This is a genomic window from Frigoribacterium sp. MEB024, from assembly GCF_000878135.1.
GTDB lineage: Bacteria > Actinomycetota > Actinomycetes > Actinomycetales > Microbacteriaceae > Frigoribacterium.
Genome location: NZ_JXQZ01000010.1, coordinates 1 through 15,948, shown reverse-complemented (window position 1 = coordinate 15,948; position 15,948 = coordinate 1). Strand labels below are relative to the sequence as shown.

Annotated in this window: 17 protein-coding genes and 2 pseudogenes; 12 read left to right on the top strand and 7 right to left on the bottom strand. The window is 72.9% G+C overall.

Translation table 11 applies throughout. The features are described 5' to 3' along the window. Positions 1-1,738: AMP-binding protein (locus SZ60_RS02630; RefSeq protein WP_082059806.1), on the bottom strand; the 1,738-nt coding region annotated here is incomplete at its 3' end. A 69-nt stretch (positions 1,739-1,807) separates the two neighbouring features. Between SZ60_RS02630 and SZ60_RS02625 the strand changes: the two genes are divergently transcribed. Beyond that, on the top strand, positions 1,808-2,695 hold the full coding sequence (locus tag SZ60_RS02625; RefSeq protein ID WP_043593425.1) for a copper homeostasis protein CutC: 888 nt from the start codon (positions 1,808-1,810) through the stop codon (positions 2,693-2,695). A gap of 155 nt (positions 2,696-2,850) precedes the next feature. Beyond that, the gene (locus SZ60_RS02620; RefSeq protein WP_043593424.1) at positions 2,851-3,831 is read left to right on the top strand and encodes an NAD-dependent epimerase/dehydratase family protein; all 981 of its coding nucleotides are present in this window, start codon (positions 2,851-2,853) and stop codon (positions 3,829-3,831) included. Between the two features lie 59 nt (positions 3,832-3,890). Here the strand turns inward: SZ60_RS02620 and SZ60_RS02615 are convergent, their stop codons facing one another. Both SZ60_RS02615 and SZ60_RS02610 read right to left on the bottom strand, forming a co-directional pair. Then, positions 3,891-5,588, bottom strand: coding sequence for a HAMP domain-containing sensor histidine kinase (locus SZ60_RS02615; protein ID WP_082059805.1), 1,698 nt, complete (start codon positions 5,586-5,588; stop codon positions 3,891-3,893). Beyond that, entirely contained in the window at positions 5,585-6,253 is a 669-nt protein-coding gene (locus tag SZ60_RS02610) for a response regulator transcription factor (protein ID WP_043593422.1), read from the bottom strand. Before SZ60_RS02610 ends, SZ60_RS02615 begins: the two co-directional genes overlap by 4 nt. A gap of 97 nt (positions 6,254-6,350) precedes the next feature. Between SZ60_RS02610 and SZ60_RS17040 the strand changes: the two genes are divergently transcribed. Both SZ60_RS17040 and SZ60_RS02600 read left to right on the top strand, forming a co-directional pair. After that, a complete protein-coding gene (locus tag SZ60_RS17040) occupies positions 6,351-7,304 on the top strand; it encodes a hypothetical protein (protein ID WP_156155455.1) in 954 nt (317 codons plus the stop codon). Between the two features lie 271 nt (positions 7,305-7,575). Continuing rightward, positions 7,576-7,830 carry a hypothetical protein gene (locus SZ60_RS02600; protein WP_043593418.1) on the top strand — a complete coding sequence of 85 codons (255 nt, stop codon included), beginning with the start codon at positions 7,576-7,578 and terminating at the stop codon, positions 7,828-7,830. On the opposite strand, the gene SZ60_RS02595 is transcribed toward SZ60_RS02600, so the two are convergent. Beyond that, entirely contained in the window at positions 7,827-8,420 is a 594-nt protein-coding gene (locus tag SZ60_RS02595) for a TetR/AcrR family transcriptional regulator (protein ID WP_043593416.1), read from the bottom strand. The genes SZ60_RS02600 and SZ60_RS02595 overlap by 4 nt on opposite strands. Before the next feature lie 111 nt (positions 8,421-8,531). Here SZ60_RS02595 and SZ60_RS02590 point away from each other — a divergent pair, with 111 nt between their 5' ends. Continuing rightward, complete coding sequence (locus tag SZ60_RS02590; RefSeq protein WP_043593415.1) at positions 8,532-8,957, top strand: ester cyclase; 426 nt, start codon at positions 8,532-8,534, stop codon at positions 8,955-8,957. After that, positions 8,954-9,427, top strand: coding sequence for a DUF1772 domain-containing protein (locus tag SZ60_RS02585; RefSeq protein WP_197073483.1), 474 nt, complete (start codon positions 8,954-8,956; stop codon positions 9,425-9,427). Before SZ60_RS02590 ends, SZ60_RS02585 begins: the two co-directional genes overlap by 4 nt. A 50-nt stretch (positions 9,428-9,477) precedes the next feature. On the opposite strand, the gene SZ60_RS02580 is transcribed toward SZ60_RS02585, so the two are convergent. Then, a complete protein-coding gene (locus tag SZ60_RS02580; protein WP_043593413.1) occupies positions 9,478-10,197 on the bottom strand; it encodes an SDR family oxidoreductase in 720 nt (239 codons plus the stop codon). Between the two features lie 105 nt (positions 10,198-10,302). Here SZ60_RS02580 and SZ60_RS02575 point away from each other — a divergent pair, with 105 nt between their 5' ends. The 5 genes and pseudogenes from SZ60_RS02575 (at position 10,303) to SZ60_RS02560 (ending at position 12,647) form a co-directional block, all read left to right on the top strand. Further along, positions 10,303-10,947: a TetR/AcrR family transcriptional regulator gene (locus SZ60_RS02575; RefSeq protein WP_043593411.1), complete on the top strand. Its 645-nt coding sequence runs from the start codon at positions 10,303-10,305 to the stop codon at positions 10,945-10,947. Continuing rightward, positions 10,904-11,131, top strand: a pseudogene (locus tag SZ60_RS17650) (DivIVA domain-containing protein); the annotation flags it as partial. The gene SZ60_RS02575 and the pseudogene SZ60_RS17650, both read left to right, overlap by 44 nt. A 48-nt stretch (positions 11,132-11,179) precedes the next feature. Further along, positions 11,180-11,311 (top strand): annotated as a pseudogene (locus tag SZ60_RS17645) (DivIVA domain-containing protein); the annotation flags it as partial. A 10-nt stretch (positions 11,312-11,321) separates the two neighbouring features. Then, positions 11,322-11,678: a hypothetical protein gene (locus tag SZ60_RS02565; RefSeq protein WP_043593409.1), complete on the top strand. Its 357-nt coding sequence runs from the start codon at positions 11,322-11,324 to the stop codon at positions 11,676-11,678. A 102-nt stretch (positions 11,679-11,780) separates the two neighbouring features. Continuing rightward, entirely contained in the window at positions 11,781-12,647 is an 867-nt protein-coding gene (locus SZ60_RS02560; protein ID WP_043593408.1) for a hypothetical protein, read from the top strand. A gap of 58 nt (positions 12,648-12,705) precedes the next feature. Here the strand turns inward: SZ60_RS02560 and SZ60_RS17365 are convergent, their stop codons facing one another. Then, a complete protein-coding gene (locus SZ60_RS17365; protein WP_052505106.1) occupies positions 12,706-14,217 on the bottom strand; it encodes an alanine racemase in 1,512 nt (503 codons plus the stop codon). Positions 14,218-14,355: 138 nt separating this feature from the next. Between SZ60_RS17365 and SZ60_RS02550 the strand changes: the two genes are divergently transcribed. Further along, positions 14,356-14,760, top strand: a complete 405-nt coding sequence (locus tag SZ60_RS02550; RefSeq protein WP_043593406.1) for a RidA family protein — start codon at positions 14,356-14,358, stop codon at positions 14,758-14,760. Positions 14,761-14,935: 175 nt separating this feature from the next. Here SZ60_RS02550 and SZ60_RS02545 read toward each other — a convergent pair whose 3' ends face one another. Further along, entirely contained in the window at positions 14,936-15,562 is a 627-nt protein-coding gene (locus SZ60_RS02545) for an NAD(P)-dependent oxidoreductase (protein WP_043593404.1), read from the bottom strand. Positions 15,563-15,948 lie beyond the last annotated feature (386 nt).

Sequence of the window (15,948 nt, the reverse complement as noted above, 5' to 3'; positions counted from 1 at the left end):
CGCCCGACCGGGCCAGCGCCTCCTCGCGGTCGCGCAGTTCGACGCGGCGGATCTTGCCCGAGATCGTCTTCGGCAGCTCGGCGAACTCGACCCGCCTCACCCGCTCGTAGGCGGGCAGCGAGACCCGGGCGTGCGCCAGCACTGCCCGGGCGGTCTCGGCGTCCGGGGCCCACCCCTCGGCCAGGGTCACGTACGCCTTGACGATGTTCAGCCGGGTGTCGTCGGGGGCCGGCACGACGGCGGACTCGGCGACGGCCGGGTGCTCGATCAGCATGCTCTCGACCTCGAACGGCGAGACCTTGTAGTCCGACGACTTGAAGACGTCGTCGGTGCGGCCGACGAACGTGATCATGCCCTCGGCGTCGCGCACGGCCACGTCGCCGGTGTGGAACAACCCGTCACGCATCGACGACTCGGTGCGGGCGGCGTCGCCGAGGTAGCCGGTCATCAGGTTGACGGGTCGCGTGGTGAGGTCGAGGCAGACCTCGCCCTCGTCGCCGACGACGCCCGTGACGGGGTCGACCAGCACGACCTCGACGCCGGGCAGGGCGCGCCCCATCGAGCCGGCCTTGATCGTGCCGCCCGGCGCGTTCGCGACGATGGCCGTGGTCTCGGTCTGCCCGTACCCGTCGCGGATGTCCAGGCCCCAGCCCTGCTGCACCCGCCCGATCACCTCGGGGTTGAGCGGTTCGCCGGCCGACAGCGCCTCGCGGAGGGCGCTCGGCCGCGAACCCAGCGACGACTGGATCAGCATGCGCCACACGGTCGGCGGCGCACAGAACGAGGTCACCCGGGCCCGCTCGAGCTGGTCCCTGAGCTCGGCCGGCCGGAAGCGCCCGTAGTTGTAGACGAACACGGTGGCCTCGGCGGTCCACGGCGCGAAGAAGCAGCTCCAGGCGTGCTTGCCCCAGCCCGGCGACGAGATCGTCATGTGCACGTCGCCCGGCTGCACGCCGAGCCAGTACGTCGTGGTCAGGTGCCCGACCGGGTACGAGGCGTGCGAGTGCACGACCATCTTCGGCTTGCTCGTCGTGCCCGACGTGAAGTAGACGAGGCAGGCGTCCTCGGTCGCCGTCGCGACGTCGGGACGAGTCCAGGAGGCGCGGTGCGAGTCCCCGAAGGACGTCCAGCCCGCGGGGGCCTCGTCGCCCTCGGGGACGACGGCGATGCGCGTGACGGCCTCGGCCCCCTCCACCCAGGCGAACGCGGGGGCGTCGGACGCGTTGGCGATCACGTGCCTGACGAGCCCCCGGTCGATGCGGTCGGCGAGGTCGGTGCTGCCGAGCACGGTCGACGTCGGCAGGATGACCGCGCCCACCTTCATCACGGCGAGCATGGCCTCCCACAGTTCGACCTGGTTGCCGAGCATCAGCATGACGTGGTCGCCCGTCGCGACGCCGAGGTCGTGCAGCCAGGCGGCGACCTGGTCGCTGCGTCGACGCATGGCGTCGAACGACACCCGCTGCTCGGAGCCGTCCTCCTCGACGATCCACAACGCCGTGCGCTCGTTGTCGCGGGCGATCACGTCGAACCAGTCGGTCGCCCAGTTGAACCGGTCGCCGACGTCCGGCCAGCGGAACTCGTCGCTCGCGCGGTCGAGGTCGTGCCCGAGCCCCAGCAGGTGGTCGCGGGCCGCCCGGTAGGCGACGGTGGCCGGCCCCTCGGCGGGTGCGGATGCGCCGGCTGATGCGTCGGCGGATGCAGCGGGCGTGTCGGCGGGTGCGGGTGCGTCGGACATCCCGCCATCATGCACCCCCACCCATGCCGGGCCCGGCATGCGGGAGGGCCGCTCGCCTAGGGTCGTGACATGACGAACGACGCGACCCGCGCCTCCTCATCCGCAGCCAGGTCCGCCCGCTCGCGGCCCGCCCTCGAGATCGCGGTGACGAGCGCCGCCGGAGCCGTCACGGCGCGCGACGGCGGAGCCGACCGCGTCGAACTGTGCAGCGCCCTCGAGCTCGGGGGCGTCACCCCGTCGCAGGGGCTGGTCGAGGCGACCGTCGCGACGGGCGTGCCCGTGCACGCGCTGGTGCGGTGCCGGCCCGGCGGCTTCGTGTACGACACGGACGAGCTGGACGTGATGGTGCGCGAGATCCGGGCGCTGGTGCGGTCGGGTGTGGCCGGCGTCGTCGTGGGCGCGCTGCGCGAGGACGGCTCGCTCGACGTCGACGCCCTTCGCTGGTTCGTCGAGGCCGCGCTCGACGCCGCCGCCCCGCGCCCGGGCACGACACCCCAGGAACCCGCCGAGACCCCAGCTCGCGCCCTGGGGTCTCGGCGGGTTCCTGGGGTCTCACCGCTCGAGATCACCGTGCACCGGGCCGTGGATCGGGCGTCGGACCCGGTCGTGGCGGTGGCGGCCCTGGTGGGGCTGGGCGTCACGCGCGTGCTGACGTCGGGCGGGGCGTCCACGGTCGGGGCGGGTCTGGCGTCGGGGGTGCTGCCGCGCCTGGTCGAGGTCGCGGGCGACGTGCAGGTGATGGCCGGGGGCGGGGTGCAGCTCGGCGACGTCCCGGCGCTCGTGGCCGCGGGGGTCGACGCCGTGCACCTGTCGGCGAAGCGGGCGCGGGCCGTGCGCGCCTCCTCGTCCCGGTCGGGGACGACCGTGTCGCTCGGCACCGAGGCGTCGACCGACTCGTGGTTCGAGACCGACCCCGAGCTGGTCCGCGCCGCCCGTCACGCCCTCGACCAGGCCTGAGGCCGCGGCCGACCGCCACACCGCCGCGCACCGGCGACGCGACGCGTCCCGGGGTCCGCCCCGCGCCTCCTCCCCAGGGTCCCGACCCGCGCCTCCTGCCCGGCTCCGGTGTACGACGGCGACCGCCACCGGTCGCAGGGGTGCACAGTGGAGCGATGACATCGACGTCCCTCCTCGTGATCGGCGGCACCGGGCAGATCAGCGCCTCGGTCGTGCGGCAGGCCCTGCGCGACGGCCTGGCCGTCACCGTCCTCAACCGCGGCAGCACCACGATCCGGCCCGTGCCCGCAGGCGTCGAGCAGCTCGTCGCCGACGTCCGGGACGAGGAGGCGCTGGTCGCCGCCCTGGACGGACGTCGCTTCGACTCGGTGGCCGACTTCCTGACCTTCACGCCCGACCAACTCGCCTCGATGCTGCGGGTGGTGGCGCCGCTGACCGATCAGTACGTGTTCATCGGCTCGGCGTCGGCGTACCAGAAGCCGCCGGTGTCGTTGCCGATCACCGAGGCGACGCCGCTGTTCAACCCGTGGTGGTCGTACTCGCGCGACAAGATCGCCTGCGAGCGCCTGCTGCGCGACGAGCACCTCGCCGGGCGGGTGCAGGCGACGGTCGTGCGCCCCTCGCACACCTATGACGAGACGGCCGTGCCGTTGCTCGGCGGCTGGACCACGATCGAGCGCATGCGACGCGGCGACCCGGTCGTCCTGCACGGCGACGGCACCTCGCTCTGGGCGCTGACGCACTCGGCCGACTTCGCCCGCGCCTTCGTGGGGTTGCTCGGGCACCCCGGCGCCCTGGGCGAGGCGTTCCACATCATGTCGCCCGAATTGCTCACCTGGAACATGATCGCCCGCGACCTCGCCGACGCCGCGGGGGCGTCGCTGCACGTCGTCCACCGCACGACGCAGGTGCTGACCGACGAGGTGCCCGAGTGGACGGCCGACCTCTGCGGCGACCGCAGCCACCCGGCCGTGTTCGACACGTCGAAGATCCGCGCGTTGGTGCCCGGTTGGGAGGCGCGGGTCCCCTTCGCTGAGGGAGCCCGCCAGATCGTCGCCTGGCACGACGCCGACGCCTCACGTCGCACGGTCGACCCCTGGGTCGACGACGCCTACGAGCGGCTCGTCGCGCTGTAGCCCGAGGCCCGCGGGAGCTTCTGGTCGGCGTCGCACCGCCGATGTGGGCGATGCGACGTTCAGTCGGCGGTGCGACGCAGCGCGGGTGCGGGCGCGGGGGCACCAGCCGCCGCCTCCTCCGATCCGGCCCGCACCGCGCGCACGGCGACGGGCAGCGTCAGCCGGAACACCGCGCCGGGCCGGCCGACCCCGGGAGGCTCGCAGACCAGGTCGCCGCCGTGGGCGCGCGCCAGACCGCGGGCGATGGGCAGCCCCAGGCCCGCGCCTCCGTCCCCGGACCGTCGGGCCTCGTCGAGCCGCACCAGCCGGTCGAACACCCGCTCGCGATCGGCGTCGGGCACGCCCGGGCCGTCGTCGGACACGAGCACGGCGACCTCGTCGGCCCTCGACGCGTCGAGCCAGAGCGTCACCTGACCCGTGCCCCCCGTCGCCCGGGCGGCGTTGTCGACCAGGTTGCCGACGATCTGCGAGACGCGCCCCGCGTCGGCCGCGACCACGACGGGCCCGTCGGGCAGCACGACGCGCAGGTCGAGCGACGGCCGTCGTAGCCGGTGGCGTTCGACGTCGGCGAGCAGCGACGCCCCGAGGTCGACGGGGGCGACGTCGAGCGAGATCCCCTGGTCGACGCGGGCCATCAGCAGCATGTCGTCGATCAACCGGGAGGCGCGTTCGGCCTCGCGCACCACGTGCGTCGCCAGCCGCTCGCGTTCGTCGGCCGTGCCGGGCGACCGCACGAGGGTGTCGGCCGCGGCGCGCATGCCGGCGACGGGGGTGCGCAGTTCGTGGGCGGCGTCGGACACGAACGCCCGCACCCGCGTCTCGGCGTCGAGTGCGGCCCGCTCGGCCCCCTCGACGCCGTCGAGCATCTCGTCGAAGGCGACGGCGACCCGGCCGATCTCGGTGTCGCGTCGGGCCGGCCGCAGGCGTCGGCCCCGGTCGCCGTGAGCGATCGACCGGGCGACGCTCGTCATCCGGTCGAGCGGCCGCAGGGTGGCCCGCACGACGAGGGCGAGGCCGATCGCCGCGATCAGCAGGAACGCCGCGGAGGCGCCGATCATCACCCAGCGCAGCTGCACCAAGGTCTCGCCCACCGACCGCGAGTCCGTGGTCAGGGTGATCGTCGACCCGTCGCTGAGCTGCGAGACGAGCGTGGTCACCTCGTCGTCGCTCCGCACCTCGGACGAGGTGACCGTGACCGCGTCGGACGAGGAGGCGCTGCCCGCGTCCCCGGCGTCGGTGCCGGTCGAGCCCGTGCCCGAGCCGGTCGCGCCGGTGTCGGTGCCCTCCTGGGCGTCGGTGCCCGCGCCTCCTGGTCCGTCGTCGAGGCCCGAGGCCGGGCCGCCGCGACCGGGGCCGCCCTCGCCGAGCGAGGGCGGACCGTCGCGCAGCTGGTCGGGGCTCGGGCCGGCGACGATGGCGTCGCCGTTCGCGTCGCGGATGACGACCGAGAGCCCCTGGGCCGAGAGCCGGTCGGCGAGTTCGTCGCCGTCGACCGTGCCGACCAGGGCGGCAGCGGCCGCGGCGCGGTCGGACAGCCGGTCGACGACCTGGGCGCGGAGCCGCTGGCCGAGCGTGAGCTCGACCGTCACGGCGAGCGCCGCCAGCAGGACGGCCAGCAGCAGGAGCACGGCGACGACCGTGCGGGCGCGCAACGAACCGGTGCGCAGCCCGGGGGCGGCGGTGTCGGGGGCCGACGCCGCGCCTCCTCGGGGGTGGTGTCCCGTCGAGAGCGCAGCGGGACGGCGGGGGCGCGTCACGCGCTCATCCGGTAGCCGAGGCCGCGGACGGTGTGGATGAGGCGGGGGCCGCGGGTCTCCATCTTGCGGCGAAGGGCGCTGAGGTGCACCTCGACGAGGTTGGGGTCGTAGTCGTCGTAGCCCCAGACCTGGGTGAGGATCTGCGTCTTCGAGACGGTGCGTCCTCGGCTCTCGGCGAGGAAGCCGAGCAGGCGGAACTCGGTCGCGGTGAGGTCGAGCGGTTCGCCGCCGCGCGTGATGCGGGCCGCCTCGGGGTCGACGACGAGGTCGCCGATCTCGATCACCGAGGGGATTCGACCGCGGCGTCGGAGCACGGCCGTGACCCGGGCGATCAGTTCGGCGACGGCGAACGGCTTGACCACGTAGTCGTCGACGCCCTCGGCGAAGCCGCGCAGTCGGTCGTCGACCTCGTCGCGGGCGGTCAGCATGACGACCGCCGCGTCGGAGGAGGTGCGGATGGTGCTCGCCAGGCGGATGCCGCTCGCCCCGGGCAGCATCCAGTCGAGCACGACGAGGTCGGGCACGAAAGCCTTCAACTGCTCGGGCAGGTCTGCGCCGTCGGCCAGACCGTGCACGGCGAAGCCCTCGGCGCCCAGCGCGGTGACGACGGCGGTGCGGATGGTCTCGTCGTCGTCGATCACGAGGACGCGGGCAGGGCTGAGCATCCTCCGAACGGTAGGGCCGGTCGGTGGGCGGAGGCTATGGACGGGCTGGGGGTGCGGTGTGGGTCGTCCCTTGGATGCATCCCGCTAGTGTCGGCCCATGGGGAGACAGCGCCGACGACGCCAACTCGTCGCGGGCGGCGTCCTGGTGGGCCTGTCCCTGTCGGCGTTCTGGCTCGGCGTGCCCGTCGCGGCCTGGTGGCCGTCGGCCTACCTGACCGTCGGGTTCGTCGCGTTCGGATGCTTCCTGGTCGCCTTGTGGTTGTTCCTGCTCGTCGTCGCCGAGCGCGACGATCCATCCGGAGACACCCCGGGCGGTTTTGCGTCTCCGAGCCTCTGGCCGTTCCGACGGCGGCAGACTCCGGTCGCCCGGGACCCGCACGCCGCCCACGTCGCGTCCTGGCGCCACCCTGCCTGGACCGACCGGGTCGTCCCGGTCCTCCGTCGCGTCGACGCCGACGAGACCCTCGAGCTGTTGCTCGTCGACGATCGAGGCGAAGGCCCGATCGGCACGAAGAGGGAGATCGTCGTGGCGTTCTCCACCCAGGACCTCATGCTGATGTCGGCCGCGCTGCAGGCGGACGCCGAGGACTCCGGCGACCCCTACTGGGCGAGGGAGATCGGCTTCGACGCGCAGGACGCGCTCGCCTGGTCGCGTCGCGCTGCTCGCGCCGCCCGCGACGCGCCGGCCCCTCGGCCCGGTCCGCCGCGCACCTCTGCCGTCGGCGCACGACGCATCGCCTGGACCGCCTGGGCGCTCGAGGACGATGCCGGGGGCGACGCGAACCGTGATCCGTGGTTCGCCGTTCCCCTCGACCAGCTCGAAGCCGTACTGAACACCCTCCACGAGGTGGCGAAGGGCACCATCGACGTCGATCTCGGTGCAACCCACCGGACCGACGCCCAGCGGTCCGCCGACGTCGGGACCGTCGGGGTCGAGGACGGACACGACGAACGCCTGGTGGCCGACGAGCTGGTGCGACGCCTTCGCGACGTCCTCCGGCACGCGCACGAGCCCGACCCGGCGTCGACGTTCGGCCCCTCCGACACCTGAGTCGACCCTGCCGAGCCACCGGGGTGGAGAGGAGACGGGAAGAGGAGGACGGCGCCGATGCGCTCGGCCACCGAGGCGCTCGAAGAACCACGACCCCTTCGTCATCTCCATGCCGACGTTCGTCGGCGGGTTGTACGAGACGTACTCGCTCTCCATCCGGAACGACGGCTCGCGACTGGTCGGTGGTCGAGAGCCCGTCTACGATCCTTCGAGTCGTAGTGTTCTCCCCACACGGGGGTGCAGTCGTACCGCCCGGAACAAGGGGGACTCCATGTCGGACATCATCTCGGTCGCGGAGCACAAGAAACGCGTCCGGTTCAGGCTCCGCCTCCAGTTCGTCGCCTTCGGCGCGGCCCTCGTCGGCCTGATCTGCTTCGGGATCATCCTGCAGGCGAACGTGCAGAGCGCGGTCCTCGGCGGCATCGGTCTCGCCGGTCTCGGCGTCGCGATCATCTTCTACGTGTGGTCCCTGATCTACGGCTTCATGATCGCCTCGAAGCGACCCACGCCCCCGAACTTCCGCTAGCGACGTCGGTCGCCGCCGAGACCCGCAGGCACGATCTTCTCCACCAGGAGGTCGATGCGCGCCTCCTGGAGGTCGGGCCGCAACCGGGCACCGCGCTGCAGCACGACGAGGCCGTGCAGGCCGGCCCAGAACGTCTCCGTCAGCAGCTCGACGTCGTCGTGCCCGGCTCGCGGTTCGAGGACGGCCCTGAGTTCGGCGAAGGCGGACGAGGGTGCCGGGGCGGAGCCGTTTCCGAAACGCAGGCGTGTCGCCCTGCCGAACATCGCCTCGTAGACGGCGGGGGCGTCGGTCGCGAAGGCGGCGTAGCGGCGGGCGACGGCGATGGGCGCATCACCCGGCGCGACCGTCGTGCGCGCCTCGTGCAGACCGGCCGCGAGTTCGGCGAAGCCCTCGAGGGCGACGGCGTCGGCGATCTCGTCGAGCGAGGCGAAGTGCTTGTAGATGACCGGTTGGCTGTACTCGATCTCGGCCGACAGGCGTCGGGTCGTGACGGCGTCCCAGCCTTCGCGCTCGGCGACCGTGCGTGCCGTGCTGGTGATCAGCCGGCGACGTGTTGCTCGGTCGCGGGCTCGGCGGTCCTCGATGGTCATCCCTGATGGTAGCGCTGCTAGCTATGCGAGCGGCACTCTTGACAGCTCTCTTTCACAGGGTTAGCGTTGCTATTAGTTAGCAGCGCTAACGCTTAGTGAAGGGCCTTTCCGATGGAACCACGCGCACTGGTCGAGACGTATCTCGAGATGTTGAATTCCCACGACCCTGACCTGGTCGACACGTTCCTGACCGAGGACTACGTGAACCACAACGTCGTCGTCGCGGACGGTCGCGAGGCGAACCGGGACTTCTGGGCGACGTTCTTCGCCGGCCTGCCCGACGTCGTCGCGACGATGGAGGACGTGATCGTCTCGGGTGATCGCGTCGTCGGCCGGTTCGTCTATCGGGGCACCCACACGGGAGACCTGCTGGGCATCGCCGCCTCCGGCGCCGCCGTCGAGATGCGGAGCATCGACATCTGGCGGGTCGACGGCGGCCTCCTCGTGGAGCACTGGGACGAACTGAACCTGATGGAGGTCTTCCAGCAGGTCGGCGTCCTCCCCCTGCTCGGCGAGCCCGAGGCGGACGAGGCGTGATCGTCGTCACGCAGGTCGCCGCCCTCCTCGCCGTCATGGGCGTGGGGCTCGTCTGGGGCACCGACGCGTTCTGCGCCCTCGTGCAGCGCCCCGCTCTCGCCCGCATCGACGACACCGCGCTCACCCGCGTCATGGGCAACGTGCACCGCTACGGCGACCGGCGGATGCCGGTCCCCGGTGTCGTGGGACTCGTCGGGTCGCTGGCGACCGCCGTGCTCGCCGTGCTCACGAGCCACGCCGTCGCGGCGGTGACGGCAGGCGCGGCTCTCGTGCTGCTGGTCGTCTGGCTCGTGCTCTACACGCGCGTCAGCGCTCCGATCAACCGCGCGCTGACGACCGCGGTCGACCGGGGCGAGACGCCCGAGAACGCTCGCGCACTGCAGGCCGGATGGGACCGCGTCATCGTGCTCCGCGCCTCCCTGCAGGGGCTGGCATTGCTCGCACTGGGCGTGACCCTCGTCGTGCTCTGAGCCGTTCCGCGATGGCCACGAGGCCGAGCCGCTCGCCGCGAGCCCGTCGACTAGCGCGTTCCGCCGTAGGCGACAGGAACGAGGTCCGCGCGCGCGTCGCCCGTCCGGATGAGCTCCAGGATCGCGTCGGCGACCTGGTCGGGCGAGTCGAAGGTCGCGCCCGCGGTCATCTCCTCGGCCTCGGAGCGGCCCGCCTTGATCGAGGTCAGGAACTCGGTGTTCGTCGCGAAGGGAATCATCGTCGACACCGTGACCCCGGTGTCGACGAGTTCGTTGCGGGCGATCGCCGTGAGACGCTCGAGCGCGATCTTCGAGGCGACGTACCCGCCCGTCCCCGGGACGTCGGCGAAGGTCGTTCCCGAACTCACGTTGACGATGCACCCCGCACCTTGTCGACGCATGGTCGGCAGAACGGCCTGCATGGCGGCCAGGGGTGCGATCAGGTTGAGTTCGAGGACCGCCCGGAAGTCGTCCAGCGCGAGGTTCTCGACCACGGCCTGGAGACCCTGGCCGGCGTTGTTGACCAGCACATCGATCCGCCCGAAGGCGTCGAGCGCCGCCTGCGCGAGTCCGGCGACCTGCACCTGGTCGGTCACGTCGCATCGCACGGCCACGGCGCTGCCGAGCTCGACCGCGAGCTCGCGCACTCGATCTTCACGTCGTGCCGCGAGGACGAGCCTCGCGCCCGCCGCCGAGGCCGCTCGCGCCGTCGCCGCCCCGATGCCCGACGACGCTCCCGTGACGACGACGACTCGATCCTTGATGTCCATGACGTTCTCCTTCTCCTCGCCGCCTTCCGCGGAGGAAGGGCCCGGCATCCATTTACGCTACTCCGCAGTAGCGTAAATGGACTTTCCTGTCGCTAGGATCGCCCGGTGACGACACGCGCAGAACAGTCCGGTGCCGAGACCGAGGCCAAGGCTCGCCCGGGGCGCCCCGTCGACCATTCGTTCGACGACGCCGTCCTGGCCACGACGCTGGATCTCATCGCGGAGAACCCGCTCGAAGGCATCACCCTCGATGCCGTCGCCGCTCGGACGGGCCGAGCCAAGACGACGCTGTACCGTCGGTGGGCCACGAAGGACGCCCTGGTCGTGGCGGCGCTCCGCTCGATGGGCCGCCCGCCCGAGGTGGAGCACCTCCCGCGCCGAGGCTCCCTCCGCGCGGACATGTTGGCGGTCGTGGACTCGCCGTGGCTCGGTGGGACGGCGAGGCGCCTCGCACTCTTCGCCGGCCTCGCGAGGACGGCCAGCCACGTGACGGGTCTCGATGCGGTCGTCCGGTCCGAGATCACCGAGCCCTACGTCGAGATCTATCGGCGACTCCTGACCCGAGCGATCGACGAGGACGAGGCACCGGAAGAGCTCCGGAGTCGGGTCGACACCCTCGCGGCCGTCATCCCCGCGATGAGCAGCCTCCGGTTCGGGCTCGACCACACGACCACGGGACGCGATTTCTTCGTCACCGTCGTGGACGATGTCGTCCTCGCAGCCGTCCGCGGCACACGAGCCACCGCCTAGCCACCTGCCGACACCGGCACGACCGACCGCTGCGGCGTGGAAGGATCAGGACCGATCTGTCGACCCCGATTCCCGAACCCCGAGGAGCACCGTGCTCGCACGCGACGTGACCGAGAAGAGATTCACCCCGACCCGCTTCCGCGAGGGTTACGCGATGGACGACGTGGACGCGTTCCTCGAGCGCATCCATGCGACCCTCACGGCCTACGAGCAGGGGACCGCCGTCGATGTCCTGGCGGACGTCGATGTCGTGAACGCACGATTCCAGCCCACGAAGTTCCGGGAAGGGTACAGCCAGGACGAGGTCGACGATTTCCTGGACGAGGTCGTCGCCGAGCTGCGGCGCCGCGAGTCGGCCGGGGACCGCTGACCACGTGCCGCTGACCGCATCCGGCCGTCGCGCGTCACGGGGGCCGATCCGGGCCGACGTCACGTGGCTGCTCGATGCGCCCGACGTCCAGGCACGCCTTCTGCCGGGCTGGAGCTTTCGCCCGCTGGTCTGGCTCGGCTCCGGCCACCCCGACTTCGATGCCGGTAAGGCGACACTCGAGGGAGCGCTCGTGGGAGCGGTCTGTTCGTGGGTCAGCCGCGACGGCAGCAGGGACAGGGTCGAGCTGCGGTTCTGGGCCGAGGTTGACCTCGGCGACCTGGTCGCGCCGGGCAGGCCGGTGACGCTGCTCGAGGGGCAGCGCACCGTGGCCAGAGGAGCCGTGGCCGAGAACGTGACTTAAGCCCCGCTTCAGATTCGGTTCCGAGAGTGGTGTCTGCCGGCGGGAACGCCCCGACCGCCAGCCGCCTCGCGGCTCGCCCGGCACCCGACATCTGGAGACACCATGGCGAAGGACAACACCCCCGACGGCCGCGACGACCGTCGCGACGAGAACAGCCCCTCGCAGGACGACGCGTGGGCCGAACGACTGCGCCGCGAGGACCAGGACCAGGACGCACGCGCCACCACCGAGCTGCCGGCCGCGGCGTCCGGGCAGCCGACGGCCCCGACCACGCCGATCGTCGCCGACGACCGACGCACCCGCGAACTGCCCGCGGACGGGAGCGCGTTCCGGACCGCGTCGTCGGCAGAGGCCGCCGGGACGACCACCCGTCGCCGCCCCACCAAGCGCCTGCTCGTCGGCATCGGCATCGCAGCAGCCGGCCTCGCCCTCGTCGGCACCAGCACCGCCGTCGCGGTGTCGAAGGCCGGCAGTTCGACCAGCGCCTCGTCGACCGCGACGCCGGGCCAGGACGACGCGGCGAACCAGGGCGACGGCTCACGACAGGAGCCCGGAGGACGAGGCTCCGACGACGGCGCCACCGGTGCCCCCACGGACGCACCGACCCCGCCGGCCGCGGGCGACGACTCGGACGGGAGCGCTCCTGCCGAGGGCACCGGCCCCGACGGCAAGGCACTGCCGACCCCCGGCACCGGCACCGACGGGAAGGCACTGCCGACGCCCGGTACCGACCCCGACGGCGAGGCGCTGCCCGTCGCGCCCGACGGCGGCCCTGCCGACGGCGGACCCGCGGCCGGCGGACCGAAGGGCGGCCCGGGCCACGGCCCCGGCGAGAAGGGCGGCCCGAAGACGGACTCCGACGACACCGAGGACGACTCCGACCGCCCCACCCCGCCGACCGACGCGCCCACCCCTCCCGCCGACGCGCCCAGGCCCACCCCCGGCACCGACGAGGGCTCGGGCTCGTAGGCCGACGGCCGCGACCGACCGGAACCGCCCGACGCCGGTCGGAACGGCTCGGCGCCGCTCAGAACCGCGTGGTGATGCTGCCCTCGACGACGGGTGGCACACCGCGGCGGCTGGCCGAGCCCCGCACCGTGGCGATCTCGTTCCACTTGTCGATCGTGGTGCAGGGGTGCGAGACGCCGAGCCGCACCAGGTCGCCGACCTGCAGCCCCGACGCCGGGTCGAGCCGCAGGAAGGCGTGCTGGTCGTTGAGGCCCGACACGTGCGACCCGTCGAGCACCCCGGGGAGGCGCCGGTCGGCCGCCTGCGGACGCCACGCCTCGAGCGGCACCGGGAACCCCTCGTCGTCCGACGTGTCGCGCCGCCCGACGTTGAGCAGGGCGAGCCCGGGCTCGGGACGGGACACCACGGACGCCCAGAGCTCGAGGGTCGGCAAGAACGAGAGTCCGGTCGAGGCCTCGGCGCCGGGCCTGGTCGGGGACGAACCGGCGGGCACGGCGTGCGGCTCCTCGGAGCGCTCGGCTCCGAACCCCTCGGCCGCTCCGTCGAACCCGGTGAGCTCGCCGTCGGTCGGCCCGCCCGTCTCGCGGTCGGCCTGCGACCCCGCGGAACCGTCGCCGACGGCCACCGTGACGTCCGCGGCGACGCCACCCGCGCCTCCTGCGGTCGTGGGCCCGGTGTCACGGGCGAACGGCGTCAACCGCCGGTAGAGGTCGTGGTCGTGGGCGACGTACGAACCCGACCGCAGCGCGACGCGTGTGCGCGGCCCCTGCAGCCCCGACGGGTCGTGGCGGTCGCCGAGCACGGCGACGACGCGGTCGAAGTACACGCTGCCGCCGGCGGTGAGCACCACGTCGTGACCGGACGACAGCCACGGGTCGAAGGCGGGGGCGCCGATGCCGTCGAGCACCTCGAGGAGCCCCCGCAGGTAGTCGTCGACCACGGCGATGCCGGCCGCGTCGACGTCGTGCGTGAGGGCGCCCTCGTAGCCGGCCACCCCGGCCAGGACGAGATGCGGCGAGGCCGCCACGGCCTCGGCTACGAGCAGGGCCTCGCGCACCGAACGGGCCCCGGTCCGACCGAGCGGGGACCCGAACTCGACCAGCACCGCGAGCGGACGCTCGGCCTCGGCCCGCGCCAGGGCGGCGTCGACGAGGCGTACGGTCTCGACCGAGTCGACCCACATGAGCACGTCCGTGCCGGGTGCGGCGAGCGCCGCGAGGGTCGCGGGCGCGAAAGCGGTGCCGGCCAGGACGACGGTCGGAACCCCGGCCTCGCGGGCGACGGCGACCTGGAACGCCGTCGCGAGCGTGATGCCCCACGCCCCGGCGTCGAGCTGCCGCCGCCAGATCTCGGGCGCCATGGTCGTCTTGCCGTGCGGCGCCAGGTCGACCCCGGCCTCGCGGCACCAGGCCGCCATGGTCACGACGTTGTGATCGAGGGCGTCGAGGTCGATCGTGAGCAGCGGGGTCGCGAGGTCGATCAGCGGGACGGGCCGCGGTTCGCGGCCGAAGCCGACCTTGGTGATCGACGTGACGGCGGGGGCGGACGGGGTCGAGGGTGACGTGGTCATGGTGCCTTCCGACGGGGCGGGTGGGGTGGTGCTGCGGTCAGGCCGTGTGTCGGTGCCTGACGGTAGTTTTGCAGTCACCCCCGACACGCGACACATCACGTCGGGTCCACAGACCATCGATCAGAGAAGAGCAGACCTGTGAGCGAGAAGACCGAAGTCCGCACCGGCGGCGCCCCCACCCCCATCTCGACCTTCTCGCAGGGCGTGCTCAAGAACGGCTTCCTCAGCGTGTCGGGCCAGGGCCCGCAAGACCCCGCCACGAGCGAGTACCTGCACCCCGGCGACCTGACGTCGCAGACCGTCCGCACGCTCGACAACGTCAAGGCGATCGTCGAGGGCGCCGGCGGCACGTTCGACGACGTCGTCTCGCTGCGCGTCTTCCTGACCACGCGCGACGACTTCGCCGAGATGAACGCCGCGTACGAGACCTACCTGCTGCAGAACGTCCCGAGCGGAGTGTTCCCCACCCGCACGACGGTCTTCGTCGAGCTGCCGAACGAGGCCATGCTCGTCGAGATCGACGCGCTCGCCGTCCTCAGCTGACGCCCTGCGGCCCTGCGGCCCGGCCCCGGCGGCCCGGCGGCCCGGCCGAGCTGCCGCTCGTCGAAAACGGGCGAGTTCGTACTCTCCGGGCCGGCACGATCGCCCGCCCGCCCCGAACACGCCCGTGTTCAGGGTCGTGCGGCGTCCAGGCGGCACCCCGGCCGGAGGCGCGGGGTCAGTCGGCCGCGCCCGTCACGACAACGGTCTTCCGTGACCACGTCGCGTCGGTCAGCTGGGCGAGCATGAAGCGCGCCACGTCGGCCCGGGTCACGTGGATGCCCGCCCCCTGGGGCAGCCGCTCCCCCGTGGCGAGCGACCCGGTCGCCGGGTCGTCGGTGAGGCGCGTCGGGTAGACGAGCGTCCAGTCGAGTCCGCTCTCGCGCACCTCGGCGTCGGCGACGTCCTTGGCGGCGTAGACCTTGCCGAGCACGGTGTGGAAGAACACCTTCTGCAAGGTGTTGGCGTCTGCCTGGCTGTCGCCGACGCCGAAGGCCGAACAGACGACGAGGCGGTCGACCGCCGAGTCACGCATCGCCGGCAGCAGGGCGCGACCGACCTCGACCTCGACCGGGTGCCGGATGTTCCTCGAGCCGATCGCGTTGAGCACGGCGTCCTGGCCGACGACCGCGGCGCGGACGTCCTCGGCCGAGGTCGCGTCGCCGGTGAGCACCCGGACGCCGTCGGTCACGTCGAGGGCGGACGCGTCCCGGACGAGCACCGTCACCTCGTGCCCCGCCGACAAGGCGACCCGCAGGACGTGGGAGCCCGTGCCCCCGGTCGCTCCCAGCACCAGAACCTTCATCGCGCCTCCTGTCGTTCATCGAAGCGAACACCGTCCGACCAAGAGCAGACCGAGAGTGGGCCGAGAGCTCCACCGCCCAGCCCGACCTCCGGGCACCCCGTATCCGTGCCCAACCCGACCCGGGGCACCCTGGATGCGCGCCGAACCCGACCTCCGGGCACCCCCTATCCGTGCCCAACCCGACCTCCGGGCACCCCGTATCCGTGCCGATCCCGACCTCCGGGCACCCCAGATGTGTGCAAATCCCGACATCTTCGGGCCGGCACGCCGCTCATCTTCCCCCCGAGGCGGCATGTCGCCCGTCGACTGTCGCGATTTGCACACGTCGGCGGCGAACCCGGGGTGCGGGGCGGGCGGGCGGGTCGGGCGGGGGCGGGTCAGCGGAG